18 protein-coding genes are annotated in these 19,038 nt (G+C 64.5%); 2 read left to right on the forward strand and 16 right to left on the reverse strand.

All coding sequences use genetic code 11. The features are described from left to right. Positions 1 to 8: 8 nt before the first annotated feature. Positions 9 to 470 (reverse strand): anthrone oxygenase family protein, encoded by a 462-nt coding sequence (locus tag NKJ88_RS19745; protein WP_023739315.1) that lies wholly within the window; start codon positions 468 to 470, stop codon positions 9 to 11. Positions 471 to 771: 301 nt separating this feature from the next. On the opposite strand from NKJ88_RS19745, the gene NKJ88_RS19750 reads away from it, so the two are divergent. Both NKJ88_RS19750 and NKJ88_RS19755 read left to right on the forward strand, forming a co-directional pair. Next, complete coding sequence (locus NKJ88_RS19750) at positions 772 to 1,317, forward strand: dTDP-4-dehydrorhamnose 3,5-epimerase family protein (protein ID WP_245259899.1); 546 nt, start codon at positions 772 to 774, stop codon at positions 1,315 to 1,317. Next, entirely contained in the window at positions 1,247 to 2,317 is a 1,071-nt protein-coding gene (locus NKJ88_RS19755) for a glycosyltransferase family 2 protein (RefSeq protein ID WP_352445119.1), read from the forward strand. Before NKJ88_RS19750 ends, NKJ88_RS19755 begins: the two co-directional genes overlap by 71 nt. A gap of 77 nt (positions 2,318 to 2,394) precedes the next feature. On the opposite strand, the gene NKJ88_RS19760 is transcribed toward NKJ88_RS19755, so the two are convergent. The 15 genes from NKJ88_RS19760 to NKJ88_RS19830 all read right to left on the reverse strand — a co-directional run bounded on the left by NKJ88_RS19760 (position 2,395) and on the right by NKJ88_RS19830 (position 18,982). After that, on the reverse strand, positions 2,395 to 4,536 hold the full coding sequence (locus tag NKJ88_RS19760) for a sodium-translocating pyrophosphatase (protein WP_023689501.1): 2,142 nt from the start codon (positions 4,534 to 4,536) through the stop codon (positions 2,395 to 2,397). A 260-nt stretch (positions 4,537 to 4,796) separates the two neighbouring features. Then, positions 4,797 to 5,564, reverse strand: coding sequence for an ABC transporter permease (locus NKJ88_RS19765; protein ID WP_352445121.1), 768 nt, complete (start codon positions 5,562 to 5,564; stop codon positions 4,797 to 4,799). Continuing rightward, positions 5,561 to 6,499, reverse strand: coding sequence for an ABC transporter ATP-binding protein (locus tag NKJ88_RS19770; protein WP_352445123.1), 939 nt, complete (start codon positions 6,497 to 6,499; stop codon positions 5,561 to 5,563). The genes NKJ88_RS19765 and NKJ88_RS19770 overlap by 4 nt, the downstream gene beginning before the upstream one ends. After that, entirely contained in the window at positions 6,496 to 7,659 is a 1,164-nt protein-coding gene (locus tag NKJ88_RS19775; RefSeq protein WP_352445125.1) for an ABC transporter permease, read from the reverse strand. Before NKJ88_RS19775 ends, NKJ88_RS19770 begins: the two co-directional genes overlap by 4 nt. 316 nt (positions 7,660 to 7,975) lie before the next feature. After that, positions 7,976 to 8,887 carry a glycine betaine ABC transporter substrate-binding protein OsmF gene (gene osmF / locus NKJ88_RS19780; protein WP_023689505.1) on the reverse strand — a complete coding sequence of 304 codons (912 nt, stop codon included), beginning with the start codon at positions 8,885 to 8,887 and terminating at the stop codon, positions 7,976 to 7,978. 177 nt (positions 8,888 to 9,064) lie between these two features. Then, complete coding sequence (locus NKJ88_RS19785) at positions 9,065 to 10,282, reverse strand: MFS transporter (RefSeq protein ID WP_023669356.1); 1,218 nt, start codon at positions 10,280 to 10,282, stop codon at positions 9,065 to 9,067. Next, on the reverse strand, positions 10,279 to 10,779 hold the full coding sequence (nusB, locus tag NKJ88_RS19790) for a transcription antitermination factor NusB (RefSeq protein ID WP_023669355.1): 501 nt from the start codon (positions 10,777 to 10,779) through the stop codon (positions 10,279 to 10,281). The genes NKJ88_RS19785 and nusB overlap by 4 nt, the downstream gene beginning before the upstream one ends. Then, the gene (gene ribH, locus NKJ88_RS19795; RefSeq protein WP_023669354.1) at positions 10,776 to 11,270 is read right to left on the reverse strand and encodes a 6,7-dimethyl-8-ribityllumazine synthase; all 495 of its coding nucleotides are present in this window, start codon (positions 11,268 to 11,270) and stop codon (positions 10,776 to 10,778) included. Before ribH ends, nusB begins: the two co-directional genes overlap by 4 nt. Before the next feature lie 94 nt (positions 11,271 to 11,364). Beyond that, positions 11,365 to 11,982 (reverse strand): riboflavin synthase, encoded by a 618-nt coding sequence (locus NKJ88_RS19800; RefSeq protein WP_023669353.1) that lies wholly within the window; start codon positions 11,980 to 11,982, stop codon positions 11,365 to 11,367. A 1-nt stretch (position 11,983) separates the two neighbouring features. Then, positions 11,984 to 13,114 (reverse strand): bifunctional diaminohydroxyphosphoribosylaminopyrimidine deaminase/5-amino-6-(5-phosphoribosylamino)uracil reductase RibD, encoded by a 1,131-nt coding sequence (gene ribD, locus NKJ88_RS19805; RefSeq protein WP_352445127.1) that lies wholly within the window; start codon positions 13,112 to 13,114, stop codon positions 11,984 to 11,986. Between the two features lie 2 nt (positions 13,115 to 13,116). Next, entirely contained in the window at positions 13,117 to 13,611 is a 495-nt protein-coding gene (gene nrdR / locus NKJ88_RS19810; protein ID WP_023669351.1) for a transcriptional regulator NrdR, read from the reverse strand. 138 nt (positions 13,612 to 13,749) lie between these two features. After that, on the reverse strand, positions 13,750 to 14,334 hold the full coding sequence (locus NKJ88_RS19815) for an invasion associated locus B family protein (RefSeq protein ID WP_023821122.1): 585 nt from the start codon (positions 14,332 to 14,334) through the stop codon (positions 13,750 to 13,752). 79 nt (positions 14,335 to 14,413) lie between these two features. Next, the gene (glyA, locus tag NKJ88_RS19820; protein ID WP_023669349.1) at positions 14,414 to 15,727 is read right to left on the reverse strand and encodes a serine hydroxymethyltransferase; all 1,314 of its coding nucleotides are present in this window, start codon (positions 15,725 to 15,727) and stop codon (positions 14,414 to 14,416) included. Positions 15,728 to 15,898: 171 nt separating this feature from the next. Beyond that, entirely contained in the window at positions 15,899 to 17,545 is a 1,647-nt protein-coding gene (locus NKJ88_RS19825) for a Na+/H+ antiporter (RefSeq protein WP_023823269.1), read from the reverse strand. A gap of 183 nt (positions 17,546 to 17,728) precedes the next feature. Next, positions 17,729 to 18,982 (reverse strand): L,D-transpeptidase family protein, encoded by a 1,254-nt coding sequence (locus NKJ88_RS19830; protein WP_352445130.1) that lies wholly within the window; start codon positions 18,980 to 18,982, stop codon positions 17,729 to 17,731. Positions 18,983 to 19,038: the final 56 nt, after the last annotated feature.

The following is a 19,038-nucleotide window of genomic DNA, read 5'->3' on the forward strand; positions in this document are numbered from 1 at the left end:
AAACTGAATCACCGGCTGAGCGTCAGGATGACCGCGGCAAACAGGCAGGCGTATTCGGCCAGTCCAAGCACAAGGCGCAAATTGTGGTTGGCCGCCCAGCTGTCGCGCGTCTGCGCCCAATCATCGGGGATGGTCACCGGCGTCCAGCTCTGCACCTGTTTGTTGAGCGGCACCTGACGGCTGACGGTGAAGCCAATGTCGATCACCACCAGCGCCGCGGCGACGATGGTCAGGATGCGCGGCAGGCCGGCATCGACCGCAAACATCGCCATCGCCGCGATCAGCACCAGCGTCGTCAGCCTGACTAACGGCATCACCCGGGTAAACGTCCGGTCGCGCATCTGATGCATGGCCATGTACTGGCCGGCGGTAAGATCATCGATGCGAAAATCGTGGATTACACCCGAGACGTAGATGCCGGCAATAATTCCAGCCAGCGCAAGCGAAGCCGCCATCAAGAAAATGTCCATGTCTTTTCCCTGCCCGAATGTCGTTTCCCTGGCCAAAATCGCCGCAGAGGCGAGCCCGACACCGCGTCGATCGCAATGTCCTGGCCAATGGCCGGGGTATTAAAGCAGGCGAACGGTCCGGGCTTGGGTAGGATGGAACGATGTTTTGGGCAATGCGGCCCTCCGATTGCGTCGGAAACATCAAGTGCCGTGAGATCGAAGCCTATCAGCAAACCTTGACGCGTACTTGCCAGCGACCGGTCAAATTCGTATCAGACCGTGCTGGCCAATGGCGCATCACGCTGAATTGGGAGGAGCATCCGTGCCGGAAAAAACCCGGACAAAACCGACAGGCTGGATGGCGACCGGAACGGCTGACGGCCAGGTGGTCACGCCTGACTGGATACCCATCGAGCCGGTGGCGATCGATGGCGTGAGGGTCAAGGAGATCAGGCCGGTCGCAACCTCCACCGGCTATCTGACCGAGATCTTTCGCGAGGAGTGGGAGCTCGATTCGGAGCCGGTCGGCCAGGTCTTCCAACGGACCTTGTATGCCGGCGCGGTGACTGGCTGGCATGCACACGCGGTGACCACCGACCGGCTGTTCTGCTGCGTCGGCAGCGTTCGCATTTCGCTGTTTGACGGACGCAAGGCCTCGCCGACCTTCGGCGCCGTCTGGCACAAGATTATCGGCCCGTTGCGCCCGGCGGTCGTCATCATTCCACCCGGAATATGGCACGGTGTTGTTTCGCTCGGAGCGGAGACGGCGGTGCTGCTCAACCTCGTCGACAAGGCCTATGCCTACGATCAGCCCGACCATTGGCGCCTGCCGCCAGACACTGACCACATTCCCTACAGACTGGTGTAGCGTGGAAGCATCGGCGCAGCGCGATCAGGCCGGCGGCGAACCGCTGGTCTCGATCGTGATCGCGACGCACAACCGGCCGGCAGCACTGCGGCAGGCATTGACCAGCGTCATGCGCCAGACGTTGCAAGGCTGGGAAGCCTTGGTCATCGGCGACGATTGCAGGCCGGATACGGCGGCCGTTGTCGCTGAATTTGACGATGCCCGCATCGTCTACATCGATCTTCCTGTCAATTTCGGCGAACAGTCCGGTCCCAACAATATCGGCTTTGCCAGGGCGCGTGGCCGCTTCGTCGCCTTGCTCAACCACGACGATCTGTGGTTTCCCGACCATTTGGCGGCGATGACCGGCTGGATCGACGCCTCGGGCGCCGACGTGGTGCTGGCGCGCGGTGCCGTCATCCAGCCGCCGTCGGCGGCCGGCAATCCTGTCAATTCGATCTTCGGGATCGGCAAGGATGGTTTTTACGACCCCGTCACGACGGAAGGATTTGGCTCGGCACACATGTTTCGCCGCGCTTCGTTCAGCCTGCTCGGACCTTGGCGACCCGCCAGCCAGTGCTTTTGCGAAAGCTCGCAGGACTGGCTGTTTCGGGCATGGCGAAAGGGCGCGGTGATCGCGACGATGCCGCACCTCACGGTGATCAAGTTGCATTCCGGCATACGCAAGGGTTCCTATCTCGGCGACAATGCGCAGGAACAGAAGGATCTTCTGGATGCCATGCAGACGCCAGACGCCTTGCGCGTGAAAATCCTTGGCTGCGCGGGCGAACCCATTCGCCTGGCGGCATCGAGTTATCTCAGGCGCAGGCTGATGGCGGCTCTTGGCATCCATCCCCGCGCCCGCGCCTTCCGCCGCAAGTATAAGCGTGGCGCCTTCCTTGCCAAGCTGCGGCGCCTGCGTGGCCTGGCGCCGATGCCTGAGCGCGAACCTGGCGTGAGCGAATTGCTCGATCGCTACAGCAAGCGCGGCGATGCCGGCACCGAGCCGGATGAGGGTTGACTGCCACCAGCGTAAATCTCAAACCAAAACCCGCGGGATCGCTCCCGCGGGTTTGTTCCTGAAGCAGTGGCGTTGCCTTAGCCGTGCGCGAGCACGGCCAGCAGCAGAAGCGCCACGATGTTGGTAATCTTGATTGCCGGGTTGACCGCCGGGCCGGCGGTGTCCTTGTAGGGATCGCCAACCGTGTCGCCGGTGACCGAAGCCTTGTGCGCTTCGGAGCCCTTGAGGTGCTTGACGCCGTCCTTGTCGACAAAACCGTCCTCGAACGACTTCTTGGCATTGTCCCAGGCGCCGCCGCCCGAAGTCATCGAGATGGCGACGAACAGGCCGTTGACGATGACGCCGAGCAACGAGGCGCCGAGTGCCGCAAAGGCGGACGCCTTGGAGCCCGAGATCAGCTGCACGCCGAAATAGACGACGAGCGGCGCCAGCACCGGCAGCAGCGAGGGGATGATCATTTCCCGGATCGCCGCCTTGGTCAGAAGGTCGACGGCGCGCGCATAGTTCGGCTTGGAGGTGCCGGCCATGATGCCCGGATCCTCGCGGAACTGCTTGCGCACTTCCTCGACGATGGCGCCGGCCGCACGGCCGACGGCCGTCATGGCGATGCCGCCGAACAGATACGGGATCAGACCGCCGAAGATCAGGCCGGCGACGACGTAGGGATTGGAGAGGTCGAAGGAGACATCGCCCATGCCCTGGAAGTACGGATATTTGTCGCCATTGGCGGCAAAGAACTTCAAATCGTTCGAATAGGCCGCAAACAGCACCAGCGCGCCGAGGCCGGCCGAACCGATGGCATAGCCCTTGGTCACCGCCTTGGTGGTGTTGCCGACCGCGTCGAGCGCGTCGGTGGAGTGGCGCACTTCCTTGGGCAGGCCGGCCATTTCGGCAATGCCGCCGGCATTGTCGGTGACCGGGCCGAAGGCGTCGAGGGCGACGATCATGCCGGCAAGGCCGAGCATGGTGGTGACCGCGATCGCCGTGCCGAACAGGCCGGCGAGCTGGTAGGTCGAGATGATGCCGCCGACGATGACGATTGCCGGCAGTGCGGTCGATTCGAGCGACACCGCAAGTCCCTGGATGACGTTGGTGCCGTGACCGGTCACCGAGGCCTGGGCGATGGAGTTCACCGGGCGCTTGTTGGTGCCGGTATAGTATTCGGTGATCACCACGATAAGACCGGTCACAACGAGACCGATCAGGCCGCAGATGAACAGGTTCTTGCCGATGATGGTCATGCCGGCGACGGTGCCGACCTCGCCCCAGCCGACGGTTGCCGAGGTAGCGACACCGAGACCGACGATCGACAGCAGGCCGGTGACGATCAGGCCTTTGTAGAGGGCGCCCATGATCGAGCCGTTGGAACCGAGCTTGACGAAGAAGGTGCCGACGATCGAGGTCAGGATACAGGCGCCGCAGATGGCGAGCGGATAGAGCATCGCCGCACCCAGAGCGGCGGTTCCGCCGAAGAAGATGGCAGCCAGCACCATGGTGGCAACGACGGTCACCGCATAGGTCTCGAAGAGGTCGGCGGCCATGCCGGCGCAATCACCGACATTATCGCCGACATTGTCGGCGATGGTGGCCGGGTTGCGCGGATCGTCTTCGGGAATACCGGCTTCGACCTTGCCCACGAGATCGCCGCCGACGTCGGCGCCCTTGGTGAAGATGCCGCCGCCCAGACGGGCGAAGATCGAGATCAGCGAAGCGCCGAAGCCGAGCGAAACCAGCGCATCGATGACGATGCGGTCATTGGGCTGCAGGCCCATCGGGCCGGTCAGAATATAGTAGTAAATCGACACGCCGAGCAGCGCCAGGCCAGCCACCAGCATACCGGTGATGGCGCCCGACTTGAAGGCGATGTCGAGACCGGCGGCGAGGCTGTTGGACGCCGCCTGCGCGGTGCGCACATTGGCGCGCACCGAGACGTGCATGCCGATGAAACCGGCGGCGCCCGAAAGCACGGCGCCGATCAGGAAGCCGACCGCGGCGGTGATCGAGAGCAGCCACCAGGCGAGCACGAGCACGACCACGCCGACGATGGCGATGGTGGTGTACTGGCGCGCCAGATAGGCCTGCGCGCCTTCGCGGATGGCGGCGGAGATTTCCTGCATGCGTGCATTGCCCTGATCGGCTGCAAGAACCGATCGTGTCGCCCAGATGGCGTAAAGGATTGAAAGCAAGCCGCAGGCGATGACGGCAGAAATGATGGTCATTGCCGAATTTTCCTCGATTGATGGCCCAAAAGAACCCCTCCCTGGGCCGTTGGTGCGGGGAGCGGATAAGCCTAGGCGGAATCCGTCCTTCGCAGCGGTGTATGCGAAACAGGGCTCGGAACGTCAAGATATTGTTCGGTTTTTGCCCCGCTTTCAGCCAAAAGGTTTAGGCCACAACATTCCCATTGCCGATGCCCTGCTATTAGATCGATTGAAATGACGCCGCGTCAGTCAATGCTTTGCCCGCAGTCCAGCGACGGTCAGTCGCCAGTCTCCTGCCCCATCTTGCGCGCGGTGTAGCGCTCGATGGCGGACAGTCCGTCATAGATCAGCACCGCCAGCGCCGCGACGATCAGGCCGCCTTGCAGGACGAAGGCGAGATTGTTGGACAGCAGGCCGGCGATGATCACCTCGCCCAGCGTCTTGGCGGCAACCGTCGAACCGATCGTCGCCGTGGCCAGGCTGATCACCACCGACAGCCTTATGCCGCCCAGAATGATCGGCGCGCTCAGCGGCAATTCGACCTTGATCAGCCTTTGCCAGCCGGTCATGCCGGCGCCGCGCGCGGCCTCCATGATGTTGCCCGGCAGCGTCGTGAGGCCGGTCAGCGCGTTCTCGAAGATCGGCAGCAGGCCGTAGAGAAACAGCGCAATCAGCGTCGGCTTCTCGCCGAAACCGACGGCGGGCACCGCCAGCGCCAGCACCGCCACCGGCGGAAAGGTCTGGCCGATGTTCACCAGACTGCGCGACAGCGGCAGGAATTCGGCGCCCGCCGGCCTGGTCACCAGGATGGCAAGCGCCACGGCAACGATGGTTGCGGCGACGGTAGCGATCAGCACGGTCCTGAGATGCAGCAGGGTCAGCGTCAGCAGGCTGCCCTGATTGTAGATCGCCGGCGCATTGTTTTCGGTCAGCGGCTTCAACAGCGGCTCGAACCAGCCGGGATTGGTAACGAAGGCTATGAGAAGCACCACCAGGGCAAGCCTGAGCAGCGAAGGCAGCCAGGCTTTTAGACCGGCCCGTTTCATGCCGGTCTCGCCGCGCGCTTCACCAGCCCGTCGACGGTGACGCGGCCGAGAGGCTTGCCGTCTTCGCCCTTGACCGGCAGCGCCGGCCGGCCCGACCACAGAAGCTCGGCCAGCGCGTCGCGCTGGCTGGCGTCGCCTGGGATCGCCTCGCCTTCGGCAGACCCCTTTTCCACGGCGTCGCGCACGCGGCCGAGCGACAAGAGCCGGAACGGCTTTTCGCTGGCGCCGACCAGGGTTTCGACGAAGGCGTTCGCCGGCCGCGCCAGGATCTCTTCCGGCTTGGCGTATTGCACCAGCTTTCCGGCATCCATGACGGCGATCTTGTCGCCCATGTGGACCGCCTCCTCCATGTCGTGGGTAACGAGGATGATGGTGGTGCCGAAGCGCTTCTGGATCGCCAGCAGGTCCTCCTGCGCCTTGGTGCGGATGATCGGGTCGAGCGCGCCGAACGGCTCGTCCATCAACAGCACGTTGGGTTCGGCGGCGAGCGCGCGGGCAACGCCGACGCGCTGCTGCTGGCCGCCGGACAATTCGTGCGGGTAGCGCGGGCCATAGGCCTCGGGGTCGAGCTGGTAGAGTGTCATCAACTCATCGACGCGGCCGTTGATGCGGTCCTTGTCCCAGCCCAGCAGGACCGGCACGGTGGCGATGTTCTGCGCAACGGTGCGGTGCGGGAACAGGCCGTGGCCCTGGATAGCGTAGCCGATGCTGCGGCGCAGCTCGTAGCCGGGCAGCGTGCGGTTGTCGTTGCCGTCGAGCTTGATGACGCCGGCGGTCGGCTCGACCAGCCGGTTGATCATCCGCAGAAGCGTTGTCTTGCCGGAACCGGAGGTGCCGACGATGACGCAAACCGTGCGCGGCTCAATGACCATCGACACGTCGTCGACCACGGTCGTTGCGTCATAGCGCTTGGTAATGCCTTCGATCTCGATCATGCCGTTTCAACCCTGCGCCTGGTGGCGGTCATTTCGATTACTGCGTCGAGGATGATGGCCGCGGCGAAGGCCAACGCCACCGTCGGCACGGCGCCAAGCAGCACCAGGTCCATCGCCGTCTGGCCAACTCCCTGGAACACGAAGACGCCAAAGCCGCCGCCGCCGATTAGTGCTGCGATGGTGGCCAGGCCGATGTTCTGCACCAGCACGATGCGGATGCCGGTGAGGATCACCGGAAAGGCCAACGGAAACTCGACGCCGAACAGGCGCTGGCCATCGGTCATGCCCATGCCGCGCGCTGCATCATTGGCCGCGCGGGGTACGCCGGCAAGCCCGACCACGGTGTTGGCCACCACCGGCAGCAGCGAATAGAGGAACAAAGCCACGAAGGCGGGCGCGGTGCCGATGCCTCTGATACCGAGCGCTGCGGCACCCGGAACATGCGCGGCAACCCAGCCGAGCGGCGCGATCAGCAGGCCGAACAGCGCGATCGAGGGTATGGTCTGGACGATGTTGAGCACATTGAGCACGCCGGCCCGCAACCGTTCGACGCGGTGGCACAGGATGCCGAGCGGCAGGCCGACGATCACCGCCGCCGCCAGCGACCCCAGCGCCAGTGTGATGTGCTTGGAGCCTTCCGCCCAGAAACTATCGGCGCGGTTTGCATATTCCTTGAGGATCGACAGGCTGTCCCACTGCCCCGATATCAGCAACAAGCCGATGGCCAGCGCCGCGAGGACGAGCACGCCGATGCGGGCCGGTGGCGACAGGTTGAGCCTGGTCAGCACGTCGGCGAGCAACAATGTGAAGGCAAAGATCAACAGCCAGAAGCCGGAAGCCGGCGAGATGCGGGCGAAGGTGTTGCCGGCCGGCGTCAGGAAGGTGCCGGCGACACCGATCAGGATGGCAAGGGCGGCGAGCGCCACGACGCTTGCAGCCAGGCGCAGGACAAGCGGGGTTTTCAGCAACGCAACAATTGCGGCCACGACGACGACCGCCAGCAGCAGCGGCCCGACTGTGGCCGGCAGCGCCTCGAGGATCGAGCGCGCCTGACCGGGAACGATACGATTGGCGCGGAAGGTGGCGAACGGGGCCAGAAACGCCGCATAGGCAACGATCGCCGCGATAACCACGCCGAGCTTGTCGAAACGCAGGGTCATGGATGCCCCTCATGAGGAGCGATTTTCCACGTTGCGCAGACTACGCCGGTGATCGGCGAAAGCCGACGCGAAATCCGATCTCCCCCCTTGCGGGGGAGATGGCCGGCAGGCCAGAGGGGGGTGTGAAGGATCGCCAGCTTTCGAGCGTCGGCTTGTTCAGAAGCAACCCTGTCGAGGCACGCACCTGCTACCGGTTGTGAGGTCGGCGGGACAGCACCCCCCTCTGTCCTGCCGGACATCTCCCCCGCAAGGGGGGAGATCAGCAGCTTCCAGAGAGAGGTGTCTCGCACCAGCGTCACGATCAGCTATGCGCTGACTACTTCAAAAACCCGTTCTTCTTCAAAAAGTCCTCGGCGACACCCTTGACCGGCTCGCCGCCGACCTGGACGCGGCCGTTGAGTTCCTGCAGCGTGACGAGGTCGAGCTTGGCGAACACCGGCTTCAACAGCGTCTCGATCTCCGGATGCTCTTTCAGCACCGCTTCGCGGATGATCGGCGCCGGCTGGTAGACCGGCTGCACGCCCTTGTCGTCGGCGAGCACGACCAGGCCGGACGGCGCGATGCCGCCGTCGGTGCCGTAGACCATGGCGGCGTTGGCGCCGTTGGTCTGGTTGGCGGCAGCACCGATCGTCGCGGCGGTGTCGCCGCCCGAAAGCGTGATCAACTGCTCGGGCTTCAGCGTGAAGCCGTAAGTGGTCTGGAACGCCGGCAGGGCTGCCGCCGAATTGACGAACTCGGCTGAGGCCGCCAAAACCACCGTGCCGCCACCGGCGACATATTTGCCGAAGTCGGTCAGGGTCGCCAGCTTGTTGGTCTCGGCAACCTCCTTGCGCAGCGCGATCGCCCAGGTGTTGTTGGCCGGTGACGGCGACAGCCAGACGATCTTGTTGGCATCATAGTCGAGCTTCTTGGCGGTCTCATAGGCCTTGGCGGCATCCTTCCAGACCGGATCGTCGGCCTTCTCGAAGAAGAAAGCGGCATTGCCGGTGTACTCGGGATAGATGTCGATCTCGCCGGCAGTGATCGCCTTGCGTACCACCGGCGTGCCGCCGAGCTGGATGCGGTCGGTGGTCTTGATGTTGTTGGCGTTGAGCACAAGCTGGATGATGTTGCCGAGCACGCCGCCCTCGGTGTCGATCTTCGAGGAGACGACCACCTGGGCATTGGCGGAGGCGGCCGTGATGCCGAGCGCCAACGCCGCGCCGGCCAGAATCTTGACTGAAAACATTGTGAAAACCCCTTGCTTTGGACCGAAATGCGGTGGCCGCATATGAGCATGGCTTCAACGCCCCGTCGGGGCACACGGTTTCATAACAATGGGTACAGACGCAATAATTTTGTGCGGTCGCCGCGATTCGGTCGGCGCCATGCTGACACGTCGTGCCAAGCCAAAGATAGAACCGGATCAGGCGCGCGCTTTGCGCGATCCGGTCAGTTTGAGCGCGCCAAGGGCGACGAAGCAGAGGGCGACGACCGGGAAAACCAGCCAGTTCAGCATCTCCCAGCCCCACGCATTGTAGATGGCGCCCGACATTAGCGAGGCGAAGGCGACGGAGCCGAACAGGACGAAGTCGTGGAAGCCCTGCACCTTGCTCTTTTCGGACGGATGGTAGCTGTCGGCGACCATGGAGGTGGCGCCGATGAAGGCAAAATTCCAGCCGAGGCCAAGCAGGATCAGCGCCGTCCAGAACTGCCACAAATGCAGGCCGGACAATGCCACCGCGGCGCAGCCGATGAGCAGGACCAGGCCGGTGGCGACGATGCGTTCGGCGCCGAAGCGATGGATCAGCGATCCGGTGAAGAAGCTCGGCGCAAACATCGCCATCACATGCCAGGAAATGCCGAGCGTGGCGTCGTCCGTCGACAGGCCGCAGCCGACCATGGCCAGCGGCGCGCCGGTCATGACGAAACTCATCAGCGCATAGCTGCCGACGGCGCAAAACAGTGCCGCGACGAAACGCGGCCGGGTGACGATCTCGGACAGCGGCCGGGCGTCGCTTGACGCGACTTGCGCGTGGCCGGGAGCCCTGGCCGGGATGCGCAGGAATGACAGGATGATGGCGCCGGCCGCCGCCAGAACCGGAATGGCCACGAACGAGCCGGCAAACATCACCGGCGCCAGCAATTCGCGGGTGAAGATGACGATCTGCGGCCCGAGAATCGCGGTGATGACGCCGCCGGCCAGCACGAAGGAAATGGCGCGCGCCTTGAATTCGGGCGGAGCATTATCGGCGGCGGCGAAGCGGAACTGCTGGACGAAGGCGCCGCCGACGCCGATCACCAGCAGCGCGAAAGCGAACAGCCAGAAGCTGGCGTGGAACAGAGCCAACGTGGAGATGACGCCGCCAAGCGCGGTGACGATGGTGCCGGTCATGAAGCCGCCGCGCTGGCCGAGCCAACGGATGATGGCCGCGGCCGGCAACGCGCCGAGCGCCACGCCGATGTTGAAGCCGGTGATTGGCGCCGTTGCCAGCGACTTATCGGGGCCAAGCAGATATTGCCCGGCCAGCCCGCCCATGGAAATGGCAATCGGCGCGGCCGAACCGATAATCGCCTGCGACGTCGCCAGGATGATCGCCGTGCGGCGCGCTTCCCTTGCTGCGCCGGCGACGGTGCCGGTCACAATGCGTCCTTGCCGCGCCCCTCGCCCCGCACCCGGCGCGACACACGGTCGAGCACGGCGTTGGTCAGCTTCGGCTCGTCTTCCTCGTAGAAGGCCTTGGCGATGTCGACATATTCCGAAACGATGACGGCCACCGGCACGTCGTCGCGCTTCATCAGTTCGTAGACGCCAGCGCGCAGGATGGCGCGCAACGTCGAATCGAGTCTGGACAGCGGCCAGTCTTCCGTCAGCGCCTGGCGTATGATCGGATCGATGGTCGTCTGGTTCTCGACGACGCCGGCCAGGATGGCGCGGAACCACTGCGCGTCGGCCTCCCGATAAAGCGCGCCGTCGACTTCCTTGCCGAGCCGGAACGCCTCGTATTCGGCGGTGATCTCGAAGACGCCGCTGCCGGCCACGTCCATCTGGTAAAGCGCCTGCACGGCGGCCAGACGGGCGGCGCCACGCTTATTGGCATGGCGTGTCGCGGGCTGGCCGGGCGAAGCGGGTTCGCTCACGATTGCGCTCCCAGCTTCTCCTTGAGCGCGATCATGGTCAGCGCCGCGCGCGCGGCAAAGCCGCCCTTGTCGCCCTCCGAGCGCTTGGCGCGCGTCCAGGCCTGCGCGTCGTTCTCGGTGGTCAGGATGCCGTTGCCGATCGCAATCGCTTCCTGCACCGAGAGATCCATCAGCGCGCGGCTCGATTCATTGGCGACGATGTCGAAATGATAAGTGTCGCCACGAATGATGGTGCCGAGCGCGACAAAACCATCATAGTCCTTGCCGCCCTCGCCCATGCCGTCGAGCGCAAAAGTGATCACTGCTGGAATTTCCAGCGAACCGGGAACGGTGATGACGTCATAGGTCGCGCCGGCTTCGTCGAGCGCGCTCGTCGCGCCGTCGAGCAGCGCGTCGGCAAGATCGTCATGAAAGCGCGCCTCGATAATCAGAAGGTGGGCCTTCTTCTTCGGGCGAATGAACGCTTTGCCGTGTTGGGATGTGCCTGCCATGAATGTCTCCGGGGGTACCGGTGACTTAGGCTGAAGCGGTCACATTCGCAAGCTTTGTCCGACGCTCAGGCCCGGTCTAATTTCCCAGGGGGGCTCAAAGCCCCTCTTTCACTGCCTCGACCAGTCGCGCGGCGTAGCGGGCCATGGTGTCGATCTCGAGGTTGACCTTGTCGCCCACCTTGCGCTCGCCCCAGGTCGTCACGGTCAGCGAATGGTGGATCAACAGCACGTCGAAACGGGCGCCTTCGACCTTGTTGACGGTGAGCGAGGTGCCGTCGAGTGCGACGGAACCCTTGGGCGCGATGAATTTCGCCAGTTCGCGCGGCGCCTCCAGCGTGAAGCGCACGGCATCGCCCTCGTCCTTGCGCTCGACGATTTCGGCCATGCCATCGACATGGCCCGACACGATGTGGCCGCCGAGTTCGTCGCCGATCTTCAGTGCCCGCTCGAGATTGACCTTGGTGCCTGATTTCCAGCCCGACGCCGTGGTCAGCCTCAGTGCCTCTTCCCAGGCTTCGACCTCGAACCAGCGGGCATTCGAGCCGCCATCTGGCAGCGCCGTCACCGTCAGGCAGACGCCGCCGCAGGAAATCGAGGCGCCAATAGCGATGGTCGCGGGATCATAGGCAGTGTCGATGCGCAGGCCGACGCCTTCGCTCAGCGGCTTGATGGCCGCGACAGTGCCGATATCGGTGACAATTCCAGTGAACATTTCAGATATCTCTCACCCATTCGGCATAGCTGTCTTCCCCGAAGCGCATCTCGCGCAATTTGCGGAAGCCTGCCGGGATATGGTTGGCGTCGATGGGCGATGCAATGCCGCCCTCGCCGATCGCTTCCGGTCCCTGGAACAGCACGATGCGGTCGACCAATCCCTCGGCGAGGAAGGCGCTGGCCACCTTGGCGCCGCCTTCGACCAGAACGCTGGCCATGCCGAGCGCGCCGAGATCCTCGAGCAGTTCCGGCAAGGCAATGCCGCCTTCATGGGTTTCGGTGCCGATGAAGCGCACACCGGCACGCTCCAGCACCGACCGCCGCAGCGGGTCGGCCTCCAGGCTCGCGGCGATATAGAGCGGCACGCGGTCGATGCCGGAGACCAGCTTCGAGGCTTCGGGCAGCCTGATCTGGCGGTCGAGCACGATGCGCGCCGGCGAGCGGTTCTCCAGCCCCGGCAGCCGCACGGTGAGCGCGGGATCATCCTCCAGCGCCGTGCCGATGCCGACCAGTATGCCATCGGCTTCGGCGCGCATCAGATAGACTTCGCGGCGGGCGACATCGCCGGTGATCGCAACCTGGCCGGCGCCATGCCTGCCGATCTTGCCGTCGCTGGAAAGCGCAAGCTTCAGAGTCACTTCCGGGCGCTTTTTCAGGGATCGAATCAAATAGCCGGCCATCTGCTCGGCGGCTTCCTCGACCAGCACCTTTTCGACCACTTCGATGCCGGCGGCGCGCAGGATGGCGTAGCCTTTGCCGGAGACGCGCGGATCGGGATCGCTGGCAGCGCCTACCACCCGCGCCACTCCGGCATTGACCAGCGCGTTGGCGCAAGGCGGCGTGCGGCCATGGTGGGCGCAGGGCTCCAGCGTGACATAGGCGGTGGCACCGCGCGCCAACTCGCCGGCTTCAGCCAGCGCTTCGGTCTCGGCATGCGGCCGGCCGCCAACAGCGGTGACGCCGGTGCCGACGATCATCGGGCCGGCGCCATCGTCGCGAACGATTATGGTGCCGACGGAAGGGTTGGTGGAGGTGCGGCCGGCATTTTTCCGCGACAGCCGTAGCGCCGCGGCCATGAAGCGGCGATCGAGGGCCTGCTGATCGGCCTTCCCTGACGTTTGGCTTGCCATGCTCAGCCGGCGTCCTCTTCGCTCTTCAGCTCGTCGCCTTTGAGTTCGTCACCTTTGAGCTCACCCAGCACATCGTGGAAATCCTTGGCCTCGCGGAAATTGCGATAGACAGAGGCGAAGCGGACATAGGCGACGTCGTCGAGCGACTTCAGCGCTTCCATCACGAGCCGGCCGACCTCGCCCGAGGCGATTTCCGTCTCGCCGGAGCTTTCGAGCTGGCGCACGATGCCGGTGACGGCGCGGTCGATGCGCTCGGGATCGACATTGCGCTTGCGTACCGCGATCTCCACCGAACGCAAGAGCTTGTCGCGGTCGAACGGCACCTTTCTGCCGGACTTCTTGACCACCACGAGGTCCCGCAACTGGACGCGCTCGAAGGTGGTGAAACGGCCACCGCAATCGGGGCAAACGCGCCGCCGGCGGATCGCGGCGCCATCCTCGGCGGGGCGCGAATCCTTCACCTGCGTATCTTCGGACTGGCAATAGGGACAGCGCATGGAGAGCCTTCGGGTTGGCGATTCTGGCGGAACGATAGGCTTAGAGGTTTTTGCCGGGACGGCAAAGGTTCGGCAACGGCCGCTCGCGCCCTCAGAGATAGCGAGGCGGGAGGAAAATTGCCAGCCGCGCCAGATATGTCAGGGGGCGACGTCCTTGGTCGGGAAGCCGCAGGACGTTCCGAGGTTGCGGTAGGCCTTGGTGAAGCCATCCATCGGGATGCTGGCGACAGCCTGCTTGCCGAACGTCACATCGAGCGAGATGACCTGGCGCATGGCCCGCAACAAAGCGAGACTGGTCTTGGCCTGGTTGTCGACGGTCCAGCTCGGGCGGCCGGCATCATTGGAATAGACGGTCGCGGAAACCTTGACGCCGGGGTCGCCAAAGGTCGCGGCGATCTTCTTGCCGGTCGGCAGCTCCTTGTTGGCGATGGTGAACATGATCGCCGGATAGGCATCGGGCGGCAGGGCGTCGCCAGTCGAGATCGAAAGCGTCAGCGTGCCGGCATTGCCGTTGCCGTCGACAAAGGCTGTCGAGGCCGCACAGGTCTTGTGCGAATCCTGGCCGGTGTCGAGCGCATCGATGATCGTGGTCCACCTGCCAAAGGTGTTGGTGGCCGGGATATCCGTGCCCGGCTGCGTCTGCTCCTGGGCGATCGCGCCTGACGCGGTGAAAGCGGCAAGCAAGCCGAGGAAGGCCAGAACGGCAGGATGGAACATGCGCATCGTCAGATCTCCACAGGCCGCGCCGCCCGGACAGCAAGCGGCGCAGAGCGCGGGATAAAAGACGAAGCGCCGCTGGCGGTCAACCGAGATAGGGATAGAGCGGGAAACGATCGGTCAGCGCCACGACCTTGGCCTTCACGGCTGCTTCCACAGCCGCATTGCCTTCGTCGGAATTGGCGACCTTCAGCCCGTCCAGCACTTCGGCGATCAGCTTGCCGATCTCGCGGAACTCGGCCTGGCCGAAGCCGCGCGTGGTGCCGGCCGGCGTGCCCAGACGCACGCCAGAGGTGACGAAAGGCTTTTCCGGATCGAACGGGATGCCGTTCTTGTTGCAGGTGATGTTGGCGCGGCCGAGCGCTGCCTCGGCGCGCTTGCCGGTGGCGTTCTTGGGCCTGAGATCGACCAGCATCAGATGGTTGTCGGTGCCGCCGGAGACGATGTCGAGGCCGGTTTCCTTGAGGCTCGACGCCAGCGCCTTCGCGTTGGCGGCGACACTCTCGGCATAGAGCTTGAAGCTCGGCTTCAGCGCCTCGCCGAAGGCGACGGCCTTGGCGGCGATGACATGCATCAGCGGGCCGCCCTGCAGGCCGGGGAAAACCGCTGAGTTCATCTTCTTGGCGATGTCCTCGTCATTGCACAGGATCATGCCGCCGCGCGGGCCTCGCAACGATTTGTGCGTGGTCGTGGTCACGACATGGGCGTGCGGCAGCGGTGACGGATGCACGCCGCCGGCAACCAGGCCGGCGATATGGGCCATGTCGACCATCAGATAGGCGCCGACCGCATCGGCGATCTCGCGAAAGCGCTTCCAGTCCCAGATGCGCGAATAGGCGGTGCCGCCGGCCAGGATCAGCTTCGGCTTGGTCTCATGCGCGGTCTTTTCGATCGCGTCCATGTCGAGCAGATGGTCGTCCTTGCGCACGCCATAGGAAACGACCTTGAACCATTTGCCGCTCATATTGACGGGCGAGCCGTGCGTCAGGTGGCCGCCGGAGTTCAGGTCGAGGCCCATGAAGGTATCGCCCGGCTGCAGCAGCGCCAGGAAGACCGCCTGGTTCATCTGGCTGCCGGAATTCGGCTGGACATTGGCGAAGTTGCAGCCGAACAGCTTTTTGGCGCGCTCGATAGCGAGTTCCTCGGCGACGTCGACGAACTGGCAGCCGCCATAATAGCGCTTGCCCGGATAACCCTCGGCGTATTTGTTGGTCATGATCGAGCCCTGCGCCTCGAGCACGGCGCGCGAAACGATGTTTTCCGAGGCGATCAGCTCGATCTCGTGACGCTGGCGGCCAAGCTCGTTGCGGATCGAGCCGAAGATCTCCGGATCGGCATCTTCCAGCGTGGTTTCGAAGAAGGATTCGAACTTGTTCGACGCTGCCGCTGCAGTTGCCATGGCCTGAAATCCTTCGGTTCGGGGCATCTATCTATGCATATCGCTGCCCCGAAACCGCTGCACGGTTCCGGGCGACATGCATTGCCGCGCCATTAACACAGTTGTTTTCGCCTCGCCACGTTTGCAGCGCGAAATTTGCTGGCCGGATTGCGCCAGAGCGGCCCTGAACCGCTATTTTCGCTCCTGCCGCCCCTGCAGCAAGGCTTCGGTGAGCGTGATCTCGGTAAACAGCGCCCGCGCCGTATGGTCGTTGATCGCGCCGCTGCTTAACAGGTCGCGCACGGCGATGCGCTCGGCCTCGATGCCGGCAAGCCGCATTTCGAGCTCCAGCCGCCCGGCTTCGCGGGCCTCTGCCCGGGCGTCGTCGGCCTCGTCCGAAGTGGCGATCCGGCGCCGGTAGCCGGCGACGATGTTTTCGGCGGCGGCAAGCCTGGCGCCGGGCACCTCGCCCTGGTCGTCGTCGCTGGCGCCCGCCATGCTTTCGACGCGGGCGATGGCCGCCTTGGCGGCGCCGATGCGGGCGAGACGCTCCTCGATGGCGCTGCCATCCTCGCCCGGCTCGACCAGCCCGCGCGCTATCTTCGGCAGCGCCACGCTGGCGATGGCGAGCGAACAGATGATGACGCCGGCGGCGAGGAAGATCACCAGGTCGCGCGCGGGAAAAGGCGAGCCGTCCGGCATGGCGAGCGGGAGCGACAGGATGCCGGCCAGCGTGATCGCGCCGCGCACGCCCGCCACCGAGCCGGCAAGCCGCACACGCATCCCGAACGGCTCGGCCTTGCGCTTTCCCCATTTTGCCTTGAGGCCTGCCGCGATGTCGCCGACCCAGATCCAGAGGAAGCGCAGCGCGATCAGGCACAGCGTCAGCGCAATCACCGTCGCGACCGGCTGGATGATCGGGTAATGGCCAGTCAGTTCGGGCGGCACGCGGCGAATGATTTCGGGAAGCTGCATGCCGAGCACGATGAACAGCGCGCCATTGTAGACGAAGGACAAGGTTGTCCACAGCGAGATCGTCTGCATGCGCGCCGAGACGCCGAGGAAGCGGAAGACGCCGGAGCCGCCGGTCAAAAGCCCGGCGGTGACCGCCGCCAGAATGCCTGAGGCATGCAGATGTTCGGCGACGAGATAGGCAATGAAGGGCAGCAGGACCATGACCAGAACCTGCGCCTCGGCCGGAACGCCGCCGATGCGATTCAGAAGCTGCAGGAGCCTGGCGGCGATGAACAACGCGGCGATGCCGGCCAGGATGCCGATGGCGACGGCATAAAAGAAGCTCAGCGATGCATCGGCGAAGGAAAAGCTGCCGGTCACGGCGGCGGCGACGGCGAAGCGGAACATGACCAGGCCCGAGGCGTCGTTGAGCAGCGCCTCGCCTTCCAGAATATGCATCAGCCGCGCCGGCACCAGGCTTCTGTCGACGATCGAGGACACCGCCACGGCGTCGGTCGGGGACAGCACGGCAGCGAGCGCGAAGGCGACGACAAGCGGGATGCTCGGCACCAACCAGTGCAAGGCATAACCGAAGCCGACAATGGTAAAGAAGACCAGCCCGATGGCCAGATCGAGGATCGGTCCGCGCAGCGCGATCAGCTCGCGTTTGGGCGCTCCATAGGCATCGCCGAACAAAAGCGGCGGGATGAACACCAGCAGGAAGAGTTCGGGGTCGATCTCGACATGGATGCCTTTCACCGGCCAGGCGAGCGCGGCGCCGATGGCAATCTGCAGCACCGGCAGCGGCACCCGAACCAACCGCACCAGTGCGCCGGAAAGAGCGACGAAGACCAGCACGGCGAGGATGAAGATTGCGACCTGCATGGCGCGATTCCGGCTGTTTTGAGGACCATGCGCAATTGCCGTTAGTCCGTCCAGATGGGCCTGCGGCGCAACGTCCGGCAGTGTTCATGGCCTGCATGGCTGGCGGCCACCAGTCTTCTTCTGTTGGGATGTCGAACGGAAAAGGCCACCTTGCGGTGGCCTTTCCTGAAGGAGATCAGCCGCTTAGAGCGAAGAGGTGATCTGCAGTTCGCTGGCGCCATCGAGCGCGTAGACGTCGTCGCGGAACTGCACGACGCCCGGACCCGTCGACCAGGCCGACACATAGAGGAAGTGGACCGGAACCGGGTTGACGACCTGCACCGGCGTGTTCTCGCCGGTCTTGATGGTCGCCTCGAAATGCTGGCGGTCCCAGCCGGGTGTGTCGCGCAGGACCCATGTGACGAGGTCGCGCACGTTCTGGACACGCACGCAGCCCGAGGAATCGAAGCGCATCATCTTGCCGAACAGGCTTTGCTGCGGCGTATCGTGCATGTAGACGCCGTCGGGGCTGGGGAAGTTGATCTTCACCGAGGCCATGGCGTTGCCGGAACCCGGATCCTGGCGGAAGCGGTATTTTGCGGCATCATCCGTCGACCAGTCGACAGTCATCGGATCGACTTCGCTGCCATCAGGCGCAAACAGCCGGATGTGGCTGTCCTTGAGATAGTCGGGGTTCTTCCGCATCAGCGGAATGATGTCCTTGCGCACGATCGAGACCGGCGCGTTCCAGTAAGGATTGACGATGATCTCGTTGATCTTGGAATTGACCACCGGGGTCTGGCGGTCGATCTTGCCGACGATTGCGGTGTGGCGCAGCACGACGCGATCGTTCTCGACCGCCTCGATCTGTGCCGCCGGGATATCGACCAGCACATAACGGCTGCCCAGCGTGCCGGCCTTTTCGCGCAGGCGCTCCAGGTTGGTCTGCAGCTGACCGAGGCGGATCTGCGCCGAAACGTTCATCGCCGCATAAGTGTATTTGCCCATGGCGCCGTCGGCCGGCAGGCCATGGCGCGCCTGGAAGCGCTTGACCGCGGCGTCGACGTAGGAATCGAACGACGTCGAAATGCCGGCGCTCTGCGCCAGGTCGCCCGAAATCATCAGCCGCTTGCGCAGCGGCACCACGTCCGGATCGTCGACGCCAAGCTGCAGCTTCTTGGTCGCCGGCACCTCGCCCCAGCCGCCCTGGGCGACGATGTTCTGATACTGCGCCACCGCCTGTTCGGTGAAGGCGACCGTCTGCAGGCTGAAGATCGGCAGCGTCGAGGCGACCTTGCCGCCTTCCGAGGCGCGGGCATCGAACTGGTCGTCCCAATTGCCGCGGCCCGACGATTTCAGGATATCGTCGATCACATCCTGCGCGCTGGCGGCATTGGCAACCATGGCAACGGCGAGCGCGGAAGCTCCGGAAAGGAAAAGGCGGCGGCTGGTTCTCATGGACGTTCCAGACATTCTTGTCGTGTTTGGCTTCTAGCGTTTGGCTGTTGCAGCGT

The sequence above is a fragment of the Mesorhizobium sp. M0016 genome (genome assembly GCF_040324035.1).
Classification (GTDB): Bacteria; Pseudomonadota; Alphaproteobacteria; order Rhizobiales; family Rhizobiaceae; genus Mesorhizobium.

Excerpts from the sequence above, each read along its gene's own strand:
- NKJ88_RS19745 (WP_023739315.1), bottom strand. The coding sequence starts at position 470 with ATGGACATTTTCTTGATGGCGGCTTCGCTTGCGCTGGCTGGAATTATT.
- NKJ88_RS19755 (WP_352445119.1), top strand. The coding sequence starts at position 1,247 with ATGCCTACGATCAGCCCGACCATTGGCGCCTGCCGCCAGACACTGACC.
- NKJ88_RS19760 (WP_023689501.1), bottom strand. The coding sequence starts at position 4,536 with ATGACCATCATTTCTGCCGTCATCGCCTGCGGCTTGCTTTCAATCCTT.
- NKJ88_RS19765 (WP_352445121.1), bottom strand. The coding sequence starts at position 5,564 with ATGAAACGGGCCGGTCTAAAAGCCTGGCTGCCTTCGCTGCTCAGGCTT.
- NKJ88_RS19770 (WP_352445123.1), bottom strand. The coding sequence starts at position 6,499 with ATGATCGAGATCGAAGGCATTACCAAGCGCTATGACGCAACGACCGTG.
- NKJ88_RS19775 (WP_352445125.1), bottom strand. The coding sequence starts at position 7,659 with ATGACCCTGCGTTTCGACAAGCTCGGCGTGGTTATCGCGGCGATCGTT.
- osmF (WP_023689505.1), bottom strand. The coding sequence starts at position 8,887 with ATGTTTTCAGTCAAGATTCTGGCCGGCGCGGCGTTGGCGCTCGGCATC.
- ribH (WP_023669354.1), bottom strand. The coding sequence starts at position 11,270 with ATGGCAGGCACATCCCAACACGGCAAAGCGTTCATTCGCCCGAAGAAG.
- NKJ88_RS19800 (WP_023669353.1), bottom strand. The coding sequence starts at position 11,982 with ATGTTCACTGGAATTGTCACCGATATCGGCACTGTCGCGGCCATCAAG.
- ribD (WP_352445127.1), bottom strand. The coding sequence starts at position 13,114 with ATGGCAAGCCAAACGTCAGGGAAGGCCGATCAGCAGGCCCTCGATCGC.
- nrdR (WP_023669351.1), bottom strand. The coding sequence starts at position 13,611 with ATGCGCTGTCCCTATTGCCAGTCCGAAGATACGCAGGTGAAGGATTCG.
- NKJ88_RS19815 (WP_023821122.1), bottom strand. The coding sequence starts at position 14,334 with ATGCGCATGTTCCATCCTGCCGTTCTGGCCTTCCTCGGCTTGCTTGCC.
- glyA (WP_023669349.1), bottom strand. The coding sequence starts at position 15,727 with ATGGCAACTGCAGCGGCAGCGTCGAACAAGTTCGAATCCTTCTTCGAA.
- NKJ88_RS19825 (WP_023823269.1), bottom strand. The coding sequence starts at position 17,545 with ATGCAGGTCGCAATCTTCATCCTCGCCGTGCTGGTCTTCGTCGCTCTT.
- NKJ88_RS19830 (WP_352445130.1), bottom strand. The coding sequence starts at position 18,982 with ATGAGAACCAGCCGCCGCCTTTTCCTTTCCGGAGCTTCCGCGCTCGCC.